Below are 23,788 nucleotides of genomic sequence, written 5' to 3'. Positions count from 1 at the left end.
TTATTTTCTGCTTTACCTTTACGTAAAGGTAAACTAGAGTTGTGCACTGATAAATTTTTTGAGATATGTGCCTACATAAGGCTTTTGGGTTAATTGATGCAGTTTCAAAGTTATACAATTTCCGAATTGGCAAATGAATTTGATATTACAACTCGGACTATTCGCTTTTACGAAGACAAAGGGTTGTTACAGCCTGTACGCGAAGGACAGAAAAGAATTTACTCCCAAGCGGACAGGGTGCGCCTAATACTGATCTTGCGTGGTCGCAGATTAGGTTTCTCTATCGATGAGAGTAAGGATCTGATAGAACTGTATAATCCTCAACATAATAACCAAAAGCAGTTAGAAAAGTATTTGCAAAAAATACGGGAAAAGAAAGAGTCATTAGCCCGACAGTTGGATGATATAAAAATCCTGCAAAGAGAAATTAATGACGCAGAAAAACGCTGTCTAAATGCGATGAAAAATTTAAAATAAATAGGTATTGCTATGAACGTGAATTATCAAGTACTCAATTTTGGTTTGGGTTCTGATATCGACATGTTACGTGACTCAGTTAACAAGTTCTGTCAGGCAGAGCTCGCTCCCCGAGCAGCGCATATCGATCTTGAAAACAACTTTCCAAGTGATATGTGGCGAAAGTTTGGTGACATGGGTTTGTTGGGAATGACCGTCGATGAAAAGTATGGCGGTAGTGGTATGGGGTATATTGCCCATGCTATAGCGATGGAAGAAGTTTCACGAGCTTCAGCCTCTGTAGGTTTGTCTTACGGTGCACACTCTAATTTATGTGTTAATCAAATTCATCGTAATGGCAATGAAGCACAAAAAGAAAAGTATTTACCTAAACTTTGCAGTGGTGAACATGTAGGAGCATTGGCTATGTCGGAGCCTAATGCTGGTTCTGATGTGGTGAGTTTAAAACTGCGAGCGGATAAAAATGGTGATCATTATATTCTCAACGGGAATAAAATGTGGATTACCAATGGACCCGATGCTGATACTTATGTGATTTATGCAAAGACCGATATTAATGCGGGTGCCAGAGGTATTACAGCTTTTATTGTTGAACGTAATACTCCTGGATTTTCGCAAGCACAAAAGCTTGATAAATTAGGCATGAGAGGATCGAATACTTGTGAGCTGATTTTTGAAGACTGTAAGGTTCCAGCGGAAAATATTCTAGGAGAAGAAAATCAGGGTGTTCGTGTTCTTATGTCAGGCCTGGACTACGAACGTGTGATTTTATCTGGTGGCCCTGTCGGCATTATGCAAGCCTGTATGGATACCGTTGTACCTTATATTCATGACCGCAAACAATTCGGTCAAAGTATTGGCGAATTCCAATTAATTCAAGGCAAAGTCGCCGATATGTACGCTGAGTTAAATGCTTCGCGTGCTTATTTATACAGTGTGGCGCAAGCTTGTGATCGCGGTGAAACAACGCGCAAAGATGCTGCGGCCGTTATTTTGTATACGGCTGAGCGCGCAACACAACATGCACTTGATGCTATTCAAATTCTCGGTGGTAATGGTTACACCAATGAGTTTCCCGCAGCCAGGTTGTTACGTGACGCCAAGTTATATGAAATTGGTGCAGGTACATCTGAAATCCGCCGCATGTTAATTGGACGTGAGTTATTTAAAGAAACTTCTTAGAAGCTGTTTCGATAAATACAAAATTTATGAAATAGTCTCTAGAGATAACTACCCTAAATAGTCGGTATATAAAGACTCATATAAGCCCTTAAACAATGAACTCTCTCAGGCAAAGCCGCAATTGTTTAAGGGCAGCATTTAAATATACTGCTTAAAATGCTGCAGATTATATTGAAAGTGCAATATCAATAATAAATAAGGCTTACTTTATGACGATAATTAAATCGAAACTCAATATTAAGTCGCAAGATTTTCTCGCCAATAGTGAGAAGATGATGAGCTTAGTCGAAGATCTGAAACAAAAAGTCAAAAGTATTCTTGAAGGAGGTGGGGCTGCTTACCAAGAACGTCATAAAGCGCGAGGTAAACTATTGCCAAGAGAGCGCATAGACGCATTATTAGATTCGGCATCGCCATTTTTAGAAATTGGTCAAATGGCAGCTTATAAAGTGTATGAAGATAATGTACCTGCTGCTGGAATTATTGCCGGCATAGGTTCTGTCGCGGGTCAAGAATGTATGATCGTTGCTAATGACGCGACAGTAAAGGGTGGAAGTTATTTTCCTTTAACTGTAAAAAAACATTTGCGTGCACAAGCTATTGCCGAGCAAAACAATTTACCTTGTATCTATCTTGTAGACTCTGGTGGTGCCAATTTACCTCAACAAGATGAAGTATTTCCTGATCGTGAACATTTTGGACGTATTTTTTTCAATCAGGCCAATATGTCCGCTAAAAATATTCCCCAGATAGCAGTTGTAATGGGATCTTGTACTGCAGGTGGGGCTTATGTACCCGCTATGGCGGACGAATCGATTATTGTGAAGAATCAAGGCACTATCTTTTTAGCTGGGCCACCTTTGGTAAAAGCGGCAACGGGTGAAGATGTATCAGCGGAAGAACTTGGTGGCGCTGATGTCCATTGTCGTGACTCTGGTGTCGCCGATCACTATGCGCAAAATGATCATCATGCTCTTAAGTTGGCTCGTCGCTCAATATCCCGTTTAAATCGTATTAAACCTACGGATATCGAAATTAAAAAAAGTGAGCCCCCTCTTTATGATGTCAATGAGATTTATGGTGTTATTCCCACAGACTCAAGAAAACCCTTTGATGTCAGAGAAATTATTGCTCGTGTAGTCGACGGCTCAGCTTTTGATGAATTTAAGTCGCTTTACGGTACAACTTTGGTGTGTGGTTTTGCTCGCGTTAATGGTTATCCGGTAGGTATTATTGCCAATAATGGTATCCTATTTAGTGAGTCTGCTCAGAAGGGAGCACACTTTGTTGAGTTGTGCTGTCAACGTAAGATTCCCTTAGTGTTTTTGCAAAACATCACAGGTTTTATGGTAGGCAAACAATACGAATCACAGGGTATTGCTAAACATGGTGCCAAACTAGTGACAGCAGTGGCCTGCGCTCAGGTACCAAAAATTACTTTTATTATTGGCGGTTCTTTTGGTGCCGGTAATTATGGAATGTGTGGACGAGCTTATGATCCACGTTTCCTTTTTATGTGGCCCAATGCGAGAATTTCGGTGATGGGCGGAGAGCAAGCTGCTAGCGTGCTTGAACAGGTAAAACGAGCGCAAAGTGAGAAACGAGGTTTAGAGTGGAATACCGACAATGCTGAAGAGTTTAAAGACAAAATTATTCAGCGCTACGACGAACAAGGCCATCCTTACTATGCTTCTGCGCGATTGTGGGATGACGGTATTATTGATCCGGCACAAACACGCCGAGTACTGGCTATGTGTTTGTCTGCATCATTAAATCAAGAGATTCCTGAAACACGCTTTGGCGTATTCCGTATGTAGAGGAATGATTAAAATGAATAATGAATTTGTTTGTTTGGAAAAAGATCATCGCGGTATTGCCAGTGTTATATTATCTCGTCCCGAAAAACATAATGCATTTAATGATGAGATAATTGCAAAATTACAGAGCATTTTTTCTCAAATAGCTGATGACGATGACATCAAAGCTGTAATTCTAAAAGCTGAGGGCAAGAGCTTTTCTGCCGGCGCCGATTTGAATTGGATGCGCCGTATGGTTGATTATAACCACCAAGATAATGTTAACGATGCACGAGCACTAGCTAATATGCTAGATACACTTAATCGCATCCCTAAGCCGACGATTGCTCGCGTACAAGGAGCAGCATATGGTGGTGCTATTGGTTTGATCGCCTGTTGCGATATAGCCTTTGCCACACCTGCAGCGAATTTTTGTTTGAGCGAAGTTAAACTGGGGCTGATACCGGCTACTATTAGCCCTTATGTTATTGCCGCAATCGGTCAGCGAGCTTGTCGCCGATATTTTCAAACAGCAGAAGTATTTTCAGCTACTACAGCAGAAAAATTAGGTTTGCTTAGCGAAGTAGTTCCTCCGGAACACTTAGATGAAACAATAGAAAAATGTCTCGTCGCGCTACTGGCAAATGGTTCCAATGCGATGCGCGAAGCAAAACAGCTAATTTTTAATGTCAGCTATCGTATGGTTGATGAAGAACTCATGCAATATACCAGCAACAGCATTGCCAGTGCACGAGTTTCATCTGAAGGACAAGAACGCTTGGGAAGGTTTTTGGCCAGTAAAAATAAGAAAAATTAATATTAAGTCAACTTTTCACTAAGCGCAGCAGAGACGAATTAAATGTTTAATAAAATCTTAATAGCAAACCGTGGCGAAATTGCTTGCAGAATAATTCGGACGGCAAAAAAACTAGGTATTTTAAGTGTTGCGGTTTATTCAGATGCTGATAAAAATGCAATGCATGTAGAGGCTGCCGATGAAGCTGTTTATATCGGGCCTTCTCCAGCGTCAGAATCTTATCTTGTTGCCGAAAAAATATTGGCAGCAGCAAAAATTACTGGCGCGCAAGCAATTCATCCAGGCTATGGCTTTCTATCTGAAAATGCGGATTTCTGTAAATTATGCGAACAGGATAATATTGCGTTTATAGGGCCTCCAGCCAAGTCAATTGCAGCGATGGGATCGAAGTCTGCAGCTAAAACGATTATGGAAACAGCTAACGTTCCTCTGGTGCCTGGTTATCACGGTGATAATCAAGACCCCGAAGAGTTAAAACGTATTGCTGATAATATGGGATACCCTATTTTATTAAAAGCCGCTGCTGGTGGTGGCGGAAGAGGGATGCGTCCAGTATATGATGAGAAACAATTTTTACAGTCATTAACAGAAGCAAAGCGAGAATCATTATCCAGCTTTGGCGACGATCACATGCTAATGGAGAAGTATCTCGCGAAGCCGCGTCATGTTGAAGTACAGGTTTTTTGTGATAAAAAAGGTCAGGGTGTTTATTTGTTTGATCGTGACTGTTCTGTGCAACGTCGCCATCAAAAAGTTATCGAAGAGGCTCCAGCGCCTAATTTATCGGATGTTTTGCGTAAGAATATGGGTGAGGCTGCTGTTAGGGCAGCACAAGTTATTGATTATGTTGGCGCTGGAACCGTTGAATTCCTAGTGGAAAAGAACGCAGATGGCAAAGAACATTTTTATTTCATGGAAATGAATACGCGTTTGCAAGTAGAACACCCCATTACTGAGATGATTACAGGGCAAGACCTAGTGGAATGGCAACTGAGGATTGCCGCTGGAGAAGATTTACCTTTGCAGCAAGATCAGCTACAGGTAAGAGGTCACGCATTTGAGTCACGTATTTATGCTGAAGACCCGAAGCAAAATTTCTGTCCAAGCACCGGCAAACTCATTCATTTACAGGCCCCGTTTGAAGATATAAACACCCGTGTAGACACTGGAGTAAGACAAGGCGATATGGTGAGCGGTTTTTATGATCCGATGATTGCCAAACTTGTTACTTGGGATAAAGACCGGACAAGCGCTCTTAAGCGTATGTATAAAGCTTTAGGAGATTATCAAGTTGTCGGGGTGACTACTAATATTGACTTATTAAAACGTATCGCTTCATCTACAGCTTTTCGTGATGCTGATGTGGACAATAATTTTATTGAAACCCATTCGGATATTCTATTTAAGGATATTGAAAATCAGAGTAACGCTGATATCGCTTTAGCTGCTTTTTACCTCATCCTAAGAAGGCAGCAGCGACGGCAGATGATGTCACAATTGGAAACACATTCACCTTGGCAGCTAGTGGATAACTGGAGACTTAATCAACCTCAGGTACATCGTGGAAGTTTGACGATAGACAAAGTTTCCTACGACATAGAAGCCGAGCAAGTGAGTCAAAATGGTGTTGAATGTTATCTATTACGTTTTTCTGATACAGAGTTCACCATATCAGGACATTTGGATGGTAGTACTATTTGGGCCGATATTGATGGCTATCGAATTTCTGCAAGTGTTGTGGAACAGAGCGATTTTCTTTTTACGTTAATTGGACGCAATACTCATTTAGATTTTATTTTAGATAGTCCAGATATGGGAGATGACCAGCAGGACGAAGCTGGAAAAGGCTGTGCTGCACCTATGAATGGCCGAATTCTTGAGGTTTTCGTTGCACCAGATCAGCGTGTTAATAAAGGCGATAACCTTATTATTATGGAAGCGATGAAAATGGAGCACACTATTACAGCGCCATATACCGGTGTTGTAGAGAGTGTCTTATGTAACGCCGATGAGCTAGTTGACGGTGGTAGCGAACTAGTCGTTATTAGAAATACGGAAGACAATTCTTAGTTACAAATAAATATTATGTTAAATGAAGAAATAAAGCCGCGTTTTAGTGAATTGGATGGCCTGGGCCATATAAATAATACGACTCTGCCAATATGGTTTGAGCATGCCAGGACACCTTTGTTTGAAATCTTCAATCCCAATTTAGAATTAAATAACTGGAATTTAATTTTAAAAAAAATGGATGTGGAGTTTGTGGCACAAATTTTTTACGGTAAAAATATTGTGGTAAAAACTTGGGTAGAACATATTGGAAACAGTTCTTTTGTGGTGCAGCAACAAGCTTGGCAGCAAGATAAGCTTGTTGCCAAGGGTAGTTGCGTTATGATTTATTTCAACTATAAAGATGAGAAAACTGAAACTATTCCTGATAATTGCCGAACGCAATTAGAAGGGCTGCGAAGACTCAATACAGATGGTGAATAAATATTAAGGTTGCATGTTATTATGACTTTACCTCAGGAAGTTAAAATTGTAGAGGTTGGCCCGCGCGATGGCTTACAGAATGAAAAGCAAGTATTGGATATTGCTACTAAAGTTAGCTTAATTAAAAAACTGGCAGATGTAGGTTTACAGACAATAGAAACTGGCAGTTTTGTTAGTCCCAAGTGGGTACCACAGATGGCGAATAGTGGTGAAGTCTATGAAATGTTGAACCACAACTCTTCTATTCGTTATCCTGTACTAGTGCCTAATGTGAAAGGTTTTAGTAATGCATTATCTTTTAAAGTAAAAGAAATGAGTTGTTTTACTGCAGCTTCTGATACATTCAATCAAAAAAATATCAATTGCTCGGTAGATGAAAGTTTAGAGCGCATCAAAGCTTTAATGGATGAAGCTAAGTCCCATAATATACCTGTACGAGGATATGTTTCATGTATTGTCGGTTGCCCTTATCAAGGGGATATAGAGCCGGCTATGGTTGCTCGTGTTACTGAAAAGCTGTTATCGATGGGATGCTATGAAATATCTCTAGGGGACACCATTGGGGTTGGTACCCCAGGAAGAATTTCCTCATTAATTGAGTATTTGAGTAATTATGTACCTAAAGAAAAACTAGCCCTTCATCTACACGATACTTATGGACAGGCATTAGCGAATATTTATGCGGGTCTACAATCTGGGATTCGTGTTTTTGATAGTTCTGTCGCGGGTTTAGGGGGGTGTCCATATGCTAAAGGAGCATCGGGTAATGTGGCTACCGAAGATCTTGTGTATATGTTCAATGGCCTAAATATTCACACAGGTGTAGATTTAAATAAACTAATACATGTTGGTGACTTTATATCTAAGGTACTCGGGCGTGTGAATCAATCTAAAGTAGCCAATGCCTTACTATCAGAGTGATAATAAATTTATTCAGCTTTTGATTAAAATTATATTTTATTCGATCAAGATTATATTCTAAAGGTTATTTACATGAAATTAGAAGGCAAACTAGCTATCGTTACTGGTGGTCGATCAGGCTTGGGGCAAGCCGTCGTCGAAAATTTCTTAAAACATGGCGCAAAAGTTGCTGTTTTAGACTTGGTGTCTAATTCTGTTAATCCCCCTGATCCCGCTTTTGAAGAAAGTTACAAATATTATACTGTTGATGTGACCGATCGAGAGGCTGTATCTTCAGCTTTAGCTGATATACAGCAACTATGGGGTAATATTCATATTTGTGTTAATTGTGCAGGTGTTGCCCCAGCGAAGAGAATTTTAGACAAGACGAATAAAGCGATGCCTGCCGAAGACTTTGAAAAAGTGATATCTATAAACTTACTCGGCACCTTCAACCTCTGTGCATTAGTTGCAGAAAAAATGGCAGAAAATGTTCCTACAGATGACTCAAATGAACGCGGTGTTATCATTAATACTGCATCTGTCGCGGCATATGAAGGGCAAAAAGGACAGTGTGCCTATTCAGCCAGTAAGGGAGCTATCGTAAGTATGACATTGCCTATGGCAAGAGATCTTGCCCCTGTCGCTGTACGTGTAGTAGCTATTGCTCCCGGTGTTATGGCTACACCTATGATGGTAGCCATGCCTGAAAAGGTTCAGCAAAGTTTGGAAAGTGTTATTCCCTTCCCCAAACGTATGGGAGCCCCTGTAGAATTTGCCCATCTTGCTCGGCATATTGTTGAAAATAGTTATATTAATGGTGAAGTTATTCGTTTAGATGGCGCTTTGAGAATGCAGTAGTTTCTTAGCTTTTGTCCCTATTAAGCTGACGACTAAATATATCGCCCTGATATATTTAGGGAACCTCTATTAATTGGTTTTGACCTCTACGCGAGTCTGTCGGGCCTAGCGAGCGATCTATGCACTGATATCAATCCGACATATACTGCCGTCCCGTCGGGTTAATAATGTGATGACAATAAAAGTGAGTATTTGATCAAATATTCACTTTCACAATGTTAAAGTTTATTAATTAGTTAATAAATAGGCATAAATATTGTGAATACAAGAAATATAGTCGTTTCTCTACCAATTTTCATGATGCTGGTCACTTGCGTTCTCTCTTGCTTTTCCTATCAATCATTTGCCAATAATATTGAAAATTGCCAGCGCTCTTTGGTAAAGGGCAGTAATTGTCAAGCGAATCGACTTCTTCATGTCCCTTCTCCCGATTGGCGAGATCAAGTCATTTATTTTTTGATGATTGATCGCTTTGCCGATGGTGATGCGAGTAATAATGATCAAGGTGCAGGAGTATATAACCCGGCAAGAGAAAGCCACTATAGTGGCGGTGACTTAAAAGGGATTATAAACAATATTCCATATATCAAGAATTTAGGAGCTACCGCTGTTTGGACTACACCCCATGTGGCTAACATGTGGTGGGACCCCGAGAATCAATACAGCGGTTATCACGGATATTGGGCAAGGGATTTTAAGAGCGTTGATGAACATTATGGAAACTTGGATGATTATAAAGATCTATCTGATGTATTACATCGAAGTGGAATGTATTTGATTCAAGATATTGTAGTGAACCATGTAGGTAACTATTTTAGCTATCATGGAGAGTTTGACCCTAATTATCCTGAAAAAAACTTTTATATAAATAAAAACGCTAGGCCAACGAATGCCCCAGAGCAGCCGCCATTTCACTTTATCGATGTAACTAACCCCATACACCGCGATAAAAATATCTATCATTGGACGCCAGAGATTGTGGATTTTTCCAACAAGCACCAAGAAACTACTTATCAAACTAGCTCCCTAAGTGATCTCAATACAGAAAATCCAACAGTTATCAATGCGTTAAAAGACTCTTTTGGCTATTGGGTAAAAGAAGCCGGTGTCGATGCTATTCGAATAGATACTGTTAAATATGTAAAAAGTACTTTTTATGAAGATTTCTTACATGGTAAAGGTGGTATTTATGAAGTAGCTGAAACTTCAGGGCGAGATAATTTTTACAGTTTTGGCGAGGTATTTAATACATCACAACCCTATTTAGATGACGGTGAAAAAAAAATATCAGAATATATTACTTCTGATGATAGTAAGAAAATAGATGCACCCTTGGGCTTTCCTCTTTACAAAGAGATTGGTCGTGTGTTTTCCGAGGGCGCACCGACCGCATATTTATCGTATCGCCTGGAAGCATACATGCGTGAATACCATAATCCCTATCTAGTGGCTAATTTTATTGATAATCATGATGTAGATCGTTTTCTTTCTTCAGGAACTGTCGACAACTTTCGCCTCGCCTATGTATTGCTGATGACAATTCCCGGTGTTCCTGTTATATATCAAGGAGATGAGCAGTTATTTACCAGCTATCGAAAAGCTATGTTTGCAGGTGGATACCAAAGTGAAAAAAATTATTTTGATAAAAAAAGTTCAATGTATAGGTTTATTAAAAAATTAATAGAAATAAGAAAGTCTAACAAAGTGTTTAGTCGAGGTAGTCTTGAAATACTGCAAGATAATACAGTTGGTGCGGGCATCTTTGTATATAAAAGAGAATACAAAAATAAAGTGGCTTATACGATTCTAAATACTTCTAATAGTGCTACATTGCTCAATAATTTATTAACTGACTTTTCTAGCGATGATAAACCGAATATCGTCTTAAGTGAAAAGTACAGTAAATCATTAAAGTTTAGTAACTATCAAACATTGACGTTCGTTGCACCAGCTAATTCAGCTATGGTTTTAATCGGCGATAAAGATAAGCACAAGTTAGCAAGAGAAAAAATAAAAGATCAGATAGTATTTGAATCTATAGATAAAAATTACCTTAATAAAAGGGCAGCCCTTATAAAAGGCTCTGTATCAGAGCCTTTTACACAACTACAAGGTATTATTGATGGTGCCTATGATAATGCTACAAATATTATTGCAGACAAAAATGGTCATTGGAAATTTGAAATCCCCGTCAATGATTTAGGTAGTGAAGAGCATTTTGTAGAAATATATTGGCCAGCAAAAAAACTGGCATCTAAGAAGAAATTTTATACGACGCGAACCACTATTGCTGAGTTCAGCCAAAGACTAAAAGATCCTAAGCTTGATCACACGGGGCCTTATAAAAGTTATTTACTACCTACTCATGAATCAGTTGGTTGTGAAATGGATATCGAAGAGGCTGAAATACGCTCTGCTGGTCGTATATTAGAACTAACTTTAAGCATGTGTCAGGTATCAGATATTTGGCAGCCGCCAAATCAGTTTGATCATGTGGCTTTTTCTATATTTTTTGATACCGATATATCTACGGGAATCGAGCACCTGCCTATTATTGGTGGTAGTTTTCCAAATGGAGGCAAATGGAATTTTTCCCATATCAGCTACGGTTGGGGAAACTATATCTATACAACACATGGTGCCTCGCTAAAAAGCGAAGGTAGTAAGCTGGGAGTAGCGCCGAAAATAGAGGTTAACAAGAAAAATAATACGATTCGCTTTACTTACGATGGTAAAGAACTTGGCCTCAATGATTGGCGCAATGCAAAAATATATATCACAACATGGGATAAGGATGGTGGTGGAGCATATCGAAATCTCGGTGAAAAAGTAGGTACATGGCGCTTTGGTGGCGCTAAAGAAAGGCATGAAAAGATTCTAGATGACGCTTTAATTTATATTAAATAACATTTTCCATACAAAATCGAATAAAAAGGCTTAGTTATTAGAACGAACCATATTCATCATTTTGTCACTTAAGATTGAACATTAAATAAAATACATTTACTTTAATTAGGAGAAAACTCCGTGTTTAACTCAGTGACAACCAAAAACCATGCATTGGCAGCCACGTGCCAATTGTCCAACGCGCCGTCTTTAGCGACAGCAACAAAATCTGCCTCTGCTCATAAACCCTCGTTACTTGGCGTTCCAGTACCCAATACACTAATTGGTACAGGAAGCCGCTATGCAATGTCTGGCCCTTCTAATCCTTTTAATTTGCTTGATGATGATATTACTCCTCAGCTTCCACCGTCACGTTCTTCGTCATTTCACTCTTCAAGAGTTAGTCGAGATAGCGCTCATCCTTCTGATTTTTCTGATTCTCCTCGTACATCTGATTATATGAATTCTAGAGCGCAAGGCTCAGGAGGACGGCATGGGCAAAGTCAACTTTCTAGGCGAACTCATAATTTGGAACAAAGTGGGGCACAAGCTCATTTTCAAGGTAGGCATGAAGATGCTGCTATAAGATTTCGTGAAGCTGCCGGCTTACGATCAAACCCTGCAACTGAGAGAGGGAGAGATAGCGGTCATCAGCATGCTGCTGCTATGGCACAAAGCTCAGCTGATAAATCTCAACGAGCACACGATAGAGGCACTGAGAGACATAAGAAAAAAGTACAGGCTAGAAGACAAGAGCATGCAGCTAAAGAGAAAGCAAAACAAAAGGAAAGAAATAGAGAGCTAAATAGATTGCAGCAAGAACGAGCACGGAAGAAAAAAGAAGCGAAAGCGGGCAATGCTTCATCTCATCGCCCGCCTCAGCCATCACGTCATCGTCGTAATGGCTCAGGTGATTCAGGTGGCTCGGGAGGAGCATCATCAAGTTCAAGATATTGTAATATTAATTAAATAAAGTAGACATAGATATATCAATCATTAAATATCAAATAATGATTTAAATAAGACTTAGTTTGACTTCTGCTAAAGAAGTCAGACTAATGTAAGCATAAATATTATTGGAAAAAATTGTAGTAAGTTTTAGCTATAAGGTTTATGAGTGTTGATCACATTCCCGTATTTAAAATACTATATGCATTAATAAAAGCCTTATAATTCAGAGTTGATAATGAACTACAGATAAATATACTCTATAGACCTTCTCTTAAATTTTAGTGAGAGTTTTCAAGCTGATAAAATGTTGCTTGTACATAGTCATCAGCATCTCCACTATTATTTTGATTATACACACCGGCTTTAAAATACATATAATCGTTTATCACGTTATAACCACTGTTAGACATGTCGATATCGGCCTTGCCAAGCTCCTTATCATCTTGGCTAATGATAGCTTGTAAGGAATTTCCTTTTACTATTATTCTATAACTGAATTTTTCATTTAAGGCGATACCGTCTTTAGGGTCTTTTGCTTTATCGCTTCTACTACCTATAATGTCATAAAAAATATCGTCTCCACCTGATATTTCATGAGCGGCGTAGATAGAACCTTTTTTATGTGCCGGAAGCTTGCGATAGTATAGGCGTATTGGCTCGTCGTCTTTTGCATGTATCTGGCCAATAATCACACGTCCTACTTGTCCCTTTTTGCCTGTGGTCGTGACGTGGTTTACCGCAAGGGTCGCGTATAACTCACCATCGACAGCACCAGCATAACGCTGTGCTATCTTAGGTGCAGATGAAAAAACCCAATTATTTTTATTAGGATTATTACCTTCACCTTTAGTTTTGATTCTTTTATCTCCTCGGCGTAACATTTCACGTAGTTCTGTGCGCGTATACTTAGTGTTTTTAGAAGTTTTGGCACCTTTAATTGGAGATTTAAACACCATGCCTCCATCCTTCGCAGTATAGAAAAAACGTTTATCTTGGAATCCTTTAACTAAAGCTTTTTCCTCTAAACGATCTGCTTTTCCATCTTTATTTTCATCGACTGGTATCGAGAGATACCAATCAATTAACTCAAAGTTACCGCCTGGTGCTAATTGTGGTGATAGACCGTAACCGCCGCTGCTTGAGCTGATAATGCTTTTTGATACAGCGGTTTTTTCATTATTTATTTCATCTAAAGAAAAATCATCAAAGCGTCCTTCCCTAGAATTGAATGAAGCAAATATGGCAATTTTATTACTGTTACCTGAGTTAAAATCCAGCGTTGTTTTAGTCCAGTCCTTCATTTTATTTTTGGACTCATAAAATAATTTACCGTCGGCTTTGGCTCCGATTGTGCCTGAACCCATAATATAAGATGTTAAACGGTAATTTGTATTGGCTTTAACCTCAAGCAACTGGGCGACATAGGCACCTTTACCACTTAATTTAATGGATTTTTTATCGTTGTATCCTTTGTTGGAAAAGGCAACGGATTGCTCATCAGGGTTGACTTCCTGCCAACCTGTCCATCCATTTTTAAAACTGGGATTTGTAATTGTTATCGCATACAAATAAGGAGATACAAACCCAAGAATAAAGATAAAAGACCTAAATTTCATATTTAAATACCTAATATGATATGCAAAAACCAATATAGAAAAACTAGTATTAATTTATTGAATTACTGATCTAGCTAGTAATGTGTGCAAATTCTCTTTCCTTTTTATGCTGATTTCTTATACATCACACATACTATTTTTATTTTTACAGTATTTCAGGGCGATGAGATAGAAGGTAGCCACGTTGAATTCGGACCAACCATCATTTCATCCAGTAATTGTAACAAAGTAGTATCTGCACCTACACCAGCATCTACACCTTGGCTCATTAATAAGCCGCTGTTGTTATCCAATACCATATCGGCAACACCTGTTGAGCCATCCATACCTATATTGCCACTAGCACCTGAAAAATCGGTGAAAAATGTTGCTGAACCACTATTTGTAAATGTGCCTGAGTAAAAATGATTATTATCAAAATCCGAACTTGGACTTATAGGGCAGTCATCGACAATAGCTTTTCTGGAGCTACTATCGCCATTGTCTAACTGTCCTGCAATAGCGCCCATAACACCATCATCCTCACCATTGGCAACGAGGTTATTATCAAAGTCGACGATGAAACGTCGGCTTGGATTACAATCTTCAGTCGAGAATTCAACGGCTTCACGGCTATTTAGTATCGTGTTGTTTGAAACCTTAACACTAGAAATAGTTCTGGTACTATTGCCCGTGGGGCCATCCGGATCACTCGCACCGTTTTCAAGGGCTTCGCTATTGGCCAGCAAACCAGCTCTTTGCCCTGATGCTGTTCTTAAGCCTGCAATATAGTTATTGCTAATCGTATGACCAAAAGCTGAATAACTAATACCTCCATCGTCGGGGTTATTGCCATCTTGATTAATAAAAATGTTGTTGGTTGCGGTGTTTTGTCCACCATCTTCAAATGCAATCATCCCTGAAGAATCGAGGACTGTATTGTGGTCTACAGTGTTAGAATTTGACTGTACACGCATGATTCTTCGATCTAAATTAACATTAACGAACAAATTATATTCGACTTTGTTAAGGCCATCTTCCAGAGAAGATTCAGATGTGGAGCGCCCCAGTTGAATTGCATAAGCACTACTTGAACGAGATGAGTCTGTATCAGGGCCAGGTGTCCCTATATCTTTAAATAAATTGTAGCGAATAATATGTGCTTCTTGACTTTGTGCTGATGAGTTATTAAAAACAGTAATAATAGCTCCTGCATGGTCTGCTTTGTTATCTTTATCTGTAAAGTAATTGCGCTCAATAATATTTTGCAGACCTTTTACTGATATCCAATTAAATGTTGAGGCACCAGGGTTACCCGCTTCTCCTTTAAACTCACTATTGCTAAGCGTGATATTATCACCTTCTAAATATATAGAACTATCGCCATTGGAGTCACACTGAGAACTTGAAATAATAGATAGGTTGTCAAATGATAAACCATCCATTGTAATATTATCACCACCTAAAACAATACAAGTCGCACCACTAACTTCAGCTGTACTACCACTGGTTTTAGTAATAGTAAGATTGTTTGCCATAAACTCAATTTCTGCCATGTTGATGTAATCATCAGATGCTGCTGTGTCTAGGCCAATCCAATCACCATCAACAGCATTTACAGAAGCAGTTGCCAGCGATGATTCGCCATCGACAATAAAAGAAAATATACGATCAGTTGCGGCGGAATTAATTGCCTCCGTGAAACCATTATCATCCGTGTATTGTGCCGATATAGTAATAGTTTTTCCGCGCTGATCCGGTGTCAGAGTGTACGTAGCACTTGTTGCCCCACTTATTGCCACCCCATCTGCCGACCAAATATAAACTACATTACCGCTTACACCATTAGGATCTGTAATGACTGAAGTTAACATCTCACCTACTTCAAGAGTGCCATTAATAGCTATTATACCTTCTATATTCATCGCTGCTGGAGTAACAGAGGCTGTCGCTGTAGATGTTAAAGTTGACATTGTTGAGCCATTGTCTGTGTAGGTTGCTGTTACAGTGATTATTTCACCTACCTCGTTATTTGTTACTAAGTAGGTACTTTGTGTCGCCAAAGCTATGTTATTGCCCGATGCCATCCACTGATAAGATACTGATCCTTGGATACCGTCATCATCACTCAGTTCTGCTGTCAGTGTTTCGCCCACGCTGGCTGTCCCTATGATAGTGAGCATACCTGGTACATCTGGAATAGCTGCAGCCACTACTTCGGTTGGCGCCGAAGAGACGCTTGAATTAAATCCTTCATCGTCGGTATAAGTAGCCGTTACAGTAATGGTTTCGCCAAGTTCATTTTCAGTAAGAACGTATGTGCTAGTATTTGCGTTTGCGATATTATTTCCAGCTGCGGCCCACTGATAATTAATATTCCCCGATATGCCATTAGCATCACTTACGGTAGCAGTAAGTCGCCTACCCACAGCAACGGGACCAGAAATATTTACCACTCCCGCCACATCAATTGCTGATATTCGTGCTGTAGGTGCAGAGGTATGCCTTTCTTGGAAATTATCAGCATCGATATAACTTGCTGAAGCGGTAATTATGCTTCCGATCTGATCTTCTGTAAGTACCAGTGTATTGTTTGTTTCACCTTCGATAACTTCGTCTCTAGCATTTTCTTGTGAGGGGTCTCTTGCAAACCAACTATATGTGATTTCAACATCTGTTAAGCCATTTCCATCTTCTACATTAGCTGTAAGAGTTTGTTCGTTTATCGTATTTCCTGTAATGGTAATGTTGCCTGTAATGTTAACGGCATTACCCGCACCACCACTTCCTCCGCACCCAAAAAGTAGGGTATAAATAGAGCTAAACAAAAATAATCTAAGTTTCATTTTCACACTCCTAGAGTCTTTTTATAATTGTGCAGCTGTGTAACATAAATTTGCATAGTGAAAATTTATATAGCACGAACTTATATAGGGTCAACGAACTAGAAAGTACTTCCTATATTTGAATTTTTATTAAATGAAAACTATTTTTTATTTAAAACAATTCTTAACTAGCTTTGTTTAATGATTAAAAATAAAAAAGAGTTAAATTTAAAAAATAAGCAGTTATCGAAATTATTACTTTTTGGGAATGAGTGTTGAATATTTCATCTTGAGTCTCATTATTTCATTATTATTTATTTTTCTTATTATTTTTTTTGGTAAGGCCAATAATGCAAATTATTATGTTGTTTTATTTTTGGTATTACCGGTTTGCGCCAGCTTGAAGAAATTTAGCAGATGGCAATAAATATTTGTTTATTATGACGCATATTAACTCAAAAATAGAACATTTACTACCTATTATTGTATATTAATTAATTGATTTTTAATTTATTGGTAATACCAATATGTGTTTGGATAATATAAAATTGCTTTCTGTTTTGTTATATTGGTAATTCCAATATAAATATATTCATTATAACTTTCTCATCGAAAAGAGGGTTTGTGAATAAGCTAAATCTTAGTTCTCAAAATCTTTAAAATAATTTCTCATATCGATAATACGGTAATAGATATAGTCTTAAGGTTACTTATAAAAATTATGTTTAATAGTAAATAAATAATATAAATTATTTTTTATTAATTTTTGAAAAATAGAAAATTATTTTTTAATTTATAAAAATATTAATTGTTAATAATAGCGAATTGACTATCAATTTATTGGTAAAGCCAGAGAATTTTTAATATTTTAAGTTCACAAAAAGTTAATAAATTTAATTTTTTTCTTGTTTTTTTTAATTTAAATTAGATAGTATTTAGCTGATTTATATAATTTGCCTTTCAATAAGACTTTCTATGTTGTTGGCTGTGACAGTAGTAACGTTTGATTTTATATGGTCTTTTCTTTTTATTTCTAATTACAATTAACTTGTGAGTTAAATTATGAAAAAAACAGTGAGATATTTGCGAACGAAAAATATATGTTTATCGTCAATAATAGTATTAATGACGTCTTTGTCTTCTCATCTTGTTTCAGCACAAGTAGTTAGTGCAAGTTCACACGATGGAAATATTCCAGAAAATACATTGGATAATAATTTAAGTACTCGTTGGTCTGCGCGTGGTGATGGTGAGTGGATTAAATATGATTTAGGGCAAAATAAAATAATCGACAATGTCGATATTGCTTTTTATAAAGGTAATCAGCGTCGCACTACACTCGATATTCAAGTATCTTCAAATAATCAAAATTGGACGACTCTGTGGAGTGGTAAGCAACCGCAGCGAGTTCTTGGCTTACAAAATATTGAGTTGGCGGATACCAGTGCTCGTTATGTTCGTATTGTAGGCTACGGTAATGATGGTGGGAGTTTATGGAACAGTTTAACGCAAGTAAAAATTAACACTACACGAGATAGCAGTCTACCGACACCGACACCGACACCGACACCAACATCATTACCGATACCCACACCCACGCCAAACCCTAATACAGCATGTAATTATCCTGCTGATGTTATGGATTTAACCAACTGGAAGATTACTATTCCATTTGATAAAAATGGACGCGAAGGACCAACTCGAAAAGCAGGAGAAGTGAAACCACCTGCATTCTATAACTACATATTGCCACCGTATTTCACAATGAACAGCGACTGTTCCGGAATCATCTTTCGCGCCCATACTGGAGGAGCAACTACCAGTGGCTCGGGCTATCCACGTAGCGAACTTAGAGAGCGTATAGCTGATGGTTCACGTGATATTTCATGGAATTCCGATTCCGGTAAGCACACAATGTTTATTCGTCAGAGGATTACTCATCTACCCGAAGTTAAGCCTCATGTTGTAGTAGGGCAAATACACGATGGCGATGATGATGTTATCGTCTTCCGTTTAGAGGGGAAAAAATTATTTGTTGATTTAAACGGTAAAGATGGCCCTGTTATGACCAATAACTATGAGTTAGGCACAACTTTTGATGTCTCATTCGTTGTGGAAAAGAATAAAACAAAAGCTTATTACAATGGAAAGCTTGTGCATACTTTAAATCAATCCTATAAAGGTGCTTATTTTAAAGCTGGAATGTATACACAATCAGCCTGTGCTGGAAGGAAAGATGTAGTGGGAGAATCTTGTGATTCTTATGGTGAAGTAGAAATATTCGATCTATGGACAAGGCACGAATAAGAGTTACTGAACTATGAACAGTAGGTAAGATCTATGGAAGAAAGATCTTACCTACCAATTAGAAAAAGCTAGTATTTAAACTTTAAGTGCTAACATCATCTACCAGATTTTCATTCAAGCGGTTCAATGAAAATCGTTTTCTTCTTTCATTTACCTTACGTTGAATTTCTTCAACGGCGCGAGCATCTGTTGCTTCATGAAGGGCTTCCATTAGGCGTGAAAAATGATTACGCATCGCCACTCTAGCCATTTGAGGGTCACGTTTTAAAAGCGCATCGTAAATTTCTTTATGCTCGGCTAAACGTTGTCGCGCATCAGTTTTACAGACAGAGTTGTGAGCCATATGAATATCGGGCAGGCTTTTTTGCATATCCCATAAGTGAGCAATAGTACTGATTAGAGCACGATTTTGTGTGGCTCCGGATATAATGCTATGAAACTTTCTGTCTGCGACATCCGAAGTGAGATTCCCTTCGGAGTTTTCAACTTTCATTTCCTCTAGTGCATCGTCAAGTGCTTGTAATTGCTCCTCAGTTATCATTGAGGCAGCTAAGGCAGCTGCTTCTCCCTCAACAAGCACACGTGTTTCTGTAAGTTCAAATGCGCTGATATTACGCTCGAAATCTTGAGCAGATATTCGGGAGAGAACATAAACTCCTGATCCTGTTTTGACTTCTACTCGTCCATTAATTTCAAGCGCAATAATTGCTTCGCGTACCGTCGGACGGCTAACGCCATAGCGTTCCGCCAACTCTCGTTCCGATGGTAAACGGGACCCAGGAGGATATTCTCCAGAATCTAAAGTCTCCAACATCTTGTTGGCTATTTGACGGTATAAACGCTGAGACCCTTGGGTTCGTTCTCGGTTCATCTTACGTCCTCTGATAAATACACAGTTAAGTTGCTATCCAGTCATTCAAATTGGCTTGTCAAGGCCAGCATATTACAAAACAATTGGTCAGGCAACGAGGTTATATATATTAAGTGGTCAAAAATAATATTTTATATGGTAACCCAATGTTATCTAACATCCCATTTCAAAAAATATGTCAAAGTTGAGCACTGTTTCCGGTAATTAACCTAGTTGAAAATATTGGTCATACACATTAAGTGATTAAAACTGTGGTACGCAGTGCATCAGTATTTAATTATTTTTATTGTTAAAATACTCTTTAATAGATTCAAAAAGTATTTGAAATAGTAAAATAATTGGCCAGCCAGACTGAATTATTAAGTGTTAATTGGTCATGCAGATTTTAGTTTGATAGGTTTAATTTTTCATAATTGCCTTCTTTTTAGTAACTATTAATTATAAATGGAATAGCATTTATCTAGCTAGCGATGTTAATGAGTTTACTCATTTAATCGCTTTTATTATGGCTTTATCCCTTAAACCCGGCTGTATTTAAACACATAATAACTTTTTTTCAATTGGGGACACTATCTGGACAAGCTGCTCATGTTAAATTGGTATACCAATTTTTATGTTATTGGTAATGTTGATTGGTTGACAGATTATAGGAGAATGTTTAAATTGCCACAAAAAATAATAAATAGACCAATTGAGGTTACATTATGTTGAGATGGCCATGCACCAATAATAAAGATAAAGATTGCAGGCATAATGGGGTAGCTAAAAAGTTTATACCTGCTGTGTTAGCCAGTGTTATCGCATCAATATTATCCACTCAAGTGATCGCTCAAGATCAAGAAGACGTGGAGTTTGAAGAAGAAGTATTAGTCATTAGTCCTGCCAGAAAAGCCTTACAAGATGCACTCGCTCTTAAGCGAGAAGCTTCCAATATTACCGATGTTTTAGCTTCTGGAGATATTGGCGAAATTCCAAGTTTGTCGGTTGCAGAAGCCTTGGAAGCTATTCCTGGAGCCACCACTCACCGCCTTAAAGGAAGTGGTTCACAAGTTTCTCTACGTGGCTTGGGACCTGTGCTTGGGTTCTCAACATTTAATGGTCGCGCTATCACCACCGGGGCAGAAGGCCGCAACGTAAACTTCCAGCAATTCCCAGCAGAGCTTATGGATAAAATTGTTATTCATAAAAGCCAAGAAGCGGACATGGTAGAGGGAGGAACCTCTGGTACGGTCGAACTTAAAACGGTGAAACCATTAGAATATGGCAAGAGAGCTTTTGTTGCCGATATACGTGGTAAGTACAATTCTCATGCTGACAGAATCGATGGCAATGATGGTTTGGGCTCGCGTGGTGCGTTTACCTATATTGACCAATTTGATATTGGCGAAGGTCGTTTAGGTGTAAGTGGTGGTCTTGCGTTTTTTGACTCTGGTAATCCAGAAGAGAGTTATATTACCAGTTCGAATTTCAATGTTTGCCGTTTTAATGATCGAACGGATGCTAATACTAGCCGTTGCTCCAGTTTCGGTCAGGCCTCTGATTACTATGATGATTTATTTCGAGAACAACAGGCTTTTATTACGGAAAATGGCAGCTTGGATGGTTATCAACTCGATGATCTTTACATTGTTCCTAACTCTATCGGCTTTCGCACGTTAGATGAAGAAGAGCAACGCTGGGCATTTATGGGAGCAGTGCAATGGCAACCCAATGACCAATGGGAATTTAATCTCGACCTACAAATCTCGAACAAGGTATATAATGAGGAACGTCTTGAACTTCAAGTGGACGATTTCCGCAGAGGACATAGAAATGTCAATATTAATCAAGACGGTACCATTAACTCTCTCGATGGTTCATCACGTCTAAGGCTTGATGGTAACAACTTTGAACGTGATGAGGATTATCAAGGTGGCGGTTTAGCGATTACTTTTACGCCCAATGATAAGCTTACCTTAGATTTAGATATTTCCTACTCAGATACCGTTCGAACACAAGATCAGCAGTACGCGCGTTTTCGTACATCAGAAGAAATTAATTTTCAATACCGTGATAATGGTTTAGTTCCATCTATTAACCTTCTGGATTGGACAAGTGAGTCTGACAATGGTGTTTTTGCTCAAGGGGATACCTTTGATGCCAACAACTCCTTAAGTTTTGATCGCGATTCTGACTCGCGTTTACGTAGTCGACTACTGGAGCGCAAAAGTGACATAGGTGCAATTCGTTTTGACCTCGACTACGCCTTTGATGATTCCATTATTACATCGGTTGAAGCGGGTGTTCGTTATTCTGATTTTCACCGCGTGACGGATCAAGATGATGATTTGCAAACACGTTTAAATGATGCCTATTTCGATGCAACAGGTGAGGAGTTATCCACAGCAGAAATTCGGACACAAATATTTAATAGCTGCTCTCGTTCTTTTAGAAATGATGACTTCTTCGGCAGTGCTAATGGCACTAATATTGGTACAACTTTTGTCGACTTTGATACCGCTTGTGCTATTCGCACAGGTCAAGGAGGAGTAAGTGGTATACCGCCGAGAAGCCAAGTTCCCTTCCAGTTTAATGACATTGATGTTCATGAAATTGTTACCGCTGCTTATGTGAAAGCTAACTTCGAAACGGATATTGGTATACCCGTATACGGTAATATAGGTGTTCGTGCGGTACGCAATAAAATTGAATCATTTGGCCGTTTGGGCAACCTTTTACTTGAGCAAGATCCAGATGATGCTGATAACCCATTTCGAGTCATTACAGAAGGTACTGAAAATTTTAGTGAGTTTACTGTAACTAATACTGAAACCGAATTTTTACCAAGTGCCAGTGCTATTTTCGCGTTGACCGATGAGATTCAGCTGCGTTCAGCAATTTATCGCTCTTTGAGTCGCCACAGCATTGATTTCTTCTCAGCAGGTATTAACTTTGATGAAGACGATCAATCTTTTCCGACTGCAGAAGAAGCAATCGCTAATGTGAATACCTTATCTGTAGGCAATCCATTCTTAAAACCGATTCTAACGTGGAATTATGACCTTTCTTTTGAATGGTACTTTAATGATGAATCGACGGTCAGTGTCGCACTTTATTCTAAAGATTTTGAAAGTGAGCTACAGAATGTAACAAGCCGATCGGATTTTAATATTCAAGGTGTAGGTGATGCAAGCTTAAGCCAACTGCGTCGTGAAGAATCTGGCCGAGAAGCAAATTTATGGGGAATAGAGCTAAACGCACAAACGGTCTTTACCCAATTGCCCGGTGTTTTTTCCGGCATAGGCACCCGTTTTACCTATAACTATTCTCAAACTAATTTTGTTACGCAAGATCCCAAGTTTGGCAATACCGTACGCCAGGCTTCAGGGACACCCGAAAACCCAGAAGCAGTATTCATCCCGAATAACAATGGTATTGTGACACAAGTGCTCGATACCACAGGTAACCGCTATGATGTACCGGGTTTGACAGATGCTGGTTTATTAACGCTTGATGAAGCTTCTTTTTTCGGACAATCAGACCACGTCGGATCTCTCACGCTATTTTGGGATATAGGGCCTGTGAACTTACAGGTAATTAATAAATATCGTAGCCGTTATTATCAGCCAAATTTTGGAGATGATAGATCAAACCGTTGGATATCTTCTTTTCATATTGTTGACCTTGCAGCGAGCTGGAAAGTTAATAAGAAAGTGAGAGTGCGAGCTACTGTACAAAATATTAACGATGAGCCTCAAGTAGGACATCGGACACAGAACTCTAACTCACTGACATTATGGTCGAGTACTGGACCAAAATACGAATTAGGTGTTACGGTTAAGTTTTAG

The 23,788-nt window shown here is 38.8% G+C and carries 15 protein-coding genes; 12 read left to right on the top strand and 3 right to left on the bottom strand.

Annotation, left to right across the window (positions count from 1 at the left end):
- Positions 1-96: 96 nt before the first annotated feature.
- From BVC89_RS22590 to BVC89_RS22545, 10 genes are all read left to right on the top strand, one after another.
- Entirely contained in the window at positions 97-477 is a 381-nt protein-coding gene (locus tag BVC89_RS22590) for a MerR family transcriptional regulator (protein WP_086933377.1), read from the top strand.
- Positions 478-489: 12 nt separating this feature from the next.
- Positions 490-1,659, top strand: coding sequence for an isovaleryl-CoA dehydrogenase (locus BVC89_RS22585; protein WP_086933376.1), 1,170 nt, complete (start codon positions 490-492; stop codon positions 1,657-1,659).
- A 209-nt stretch (positions 1,660-1,868) separates the two neighbouring features.
- The gene (locus BVC89_RS22580; RefSeq protein WP_086933375.1) at positions 1,869-3,476 is read left to right on the top strand and encodes a carboxyl transferase domain-containing protein; all 1,608 of its coding nucleotides are present in this window, start codon (positions 1,869-1,871) and stop codon (positions 3,474-3,476) included.
- Between the two features lie 13 nt (positions 3,477-3,489).
- Positions 3,490-4,272, top strand: coding sequence for an enoyl-CoA hydratase/isomerase family protein (locus BVC89_RS22575; protein WP_086933374.1), 783 nt, complete (start codon positions 3,490-3,492; stop codon positions 4,270-4,272).
- Positions 4,273-4,314: 42 nt separating this feature from the next.
- Positions 4,315-6,342: an acetyl/propionyl/methylcrotonyl-CoA carboxylase subunit alpha gene (locus BVC89_RS22570; protein ID WP_086933373.1), complete on the top strand. Its 2,028-nt coding sequence runs from the start codon at positions 4,315-4,317 to the stop codon at positions 6,340-6,342.
- A gap of 15 nt (positions 6,343-6,357) precedes the next feature.
- On the top strand, positions 6,358-6,765 hold the full coding sequence (locus BVC89_RS22565) for an acyl-CoA thioesterase (RefSeq protein WP_086933372.1): 408 nt from the start codon (positions 6,358-6,360) through the stop codon (positions 6,763-6,765).
- 21 nt (positions 6,766-6,786) lie between these two features.
- A complete protein-coding gene (locus BVC89_RS22560; protein WP_086933371.1) occupies positions 6,787-7,686 on the top strand; it encodes a hydroxymethylglutaryl-CoA lyase in 900 nt (299 codons plus the stop codon).
- Between the two features lie 72 nt (positions 7,687-7,758).
- Positions 7,759-8,526, top strand: coding sequence for an SDR family NAD(P)-dependent oxidoreductase (locus BVC89_RS22555; RefSeq protein WP_086933370.1), 768 nt, complete (start codon positions 7,759-7,761; stop codon positions 8,524-8,526).
- Positions 8,527-8,784: 258 nt separating this feature from the next.
- On the top strand, positions 8,785-11,433 hold the full coding sequence (locus tag BVC89_RS22550) for an alpha-amylase family glycosyl hydrolase (RefSeq protein ID WP_245929201.1): 2,649 nt from the start codon (positions 8,785-8,787) through the stop codon (positions 11,431-11,433).
- Positions 11,434-11,553: 120 nt separating this feature from the next.
- Entirely contained in the window at positions 11,554-12,381 is an 828-nt protein-coding gene (locus BVC89_RS22545) for a hypothetical protein (RefSeq protein WP_086933369.1), read from the top strand.
- A 260-nt stretch (positions 12,382-12,641) separates the two neighbouring features.
- Here the strand turns inward: BVC89_RS22545 and BVC89_RS22540 are convergent, their stop codons facing one another.
- Positions 12,642-13,979 carry a polysaccharide lyase family 7 protein gene (locus tag BVC89_RS22540; RefSeq protein WP_086933368.1) on the bottom strand — a complete coding sequence of 446 codons (1,338 nt, stop codon included), beginning with the start codon at positions 13,977-13,979 and terminating at the stop codon, positions 12,642-12,644.
- A gap of 155 nt (positions 13,980-14,134) precedes the next feature.
- On the bottom strand, positions 14,135-16,804 hold the full coding sequence (locus tag BVC89_RS22535) for a chondroitinase-B domain-containing protein (protein ID WP_086933367.1): 2,670 nt from the start codon (positions 16,802-16,804) through the stop codon (positions 14,135-14,137).
- A 1,041-nt stretch (positions 16,805-17,845) separates the two neighbouring features.
- Between BVC89_RS22535 and BVC89_RS22530 the strand changes: the two genes are divergently transcribed.
- Positions 17,846-19,090 (top strand): polysaccharide lyase family 7 protein, encoded by a 1,245-nt coding sequence (locus BVC89_RS22530; RefSeq protein WP_086933366.1) that lies wholly within the window; start codon positions 17,846-17,848, stop codon positions 19,088-19,090.
- 82 nt (positions 19,091-19,172) lie between these two features.
- Here the strand turns inward: BVC89_RS22530 and BVC89_RS22525 are convergent, their stop codons facing one another.
- Entirely contained in the window at positions 19,173-19,961 is a 789-nt protein-coding gene (locus BVC89_RS22525) for a FadR/GntR family transcriptional regulator (protein ID WP_086933365.1), read from the bottom strand.
- A gap of 704 nt (positions 19,962-20,665) precedes the next feature.
- On the opposite strand from BVC89_RS22525, the gene BVC89_RS22520 reads away from it, so the two are divergent.
- Positions 20,666-23,788, top strand: coding sequence for a TonB-dependent receptor (locus BVC89_RS22520; protein WP_086933364.1), 3,123 nt, complete (start codon positions 20,666-20,668; stop codon positions 23,786-23,788).

It is taken from the genome of Agarilytica rhodophyticola (genome assembly GCF_002157225.2).
GTDB classification, from domain to species: Bacteria; Pseudomonadota; Gammaproteobacteria; order Pseudomonadales; family Cellvibrionaceae; genus Agarilytica; species Agarilytica rhodophyticola.
Note: the sequence above shows the minus strand (reverse complement) of the source record. Positions and strands in the feature narration are given on the sequence as shown.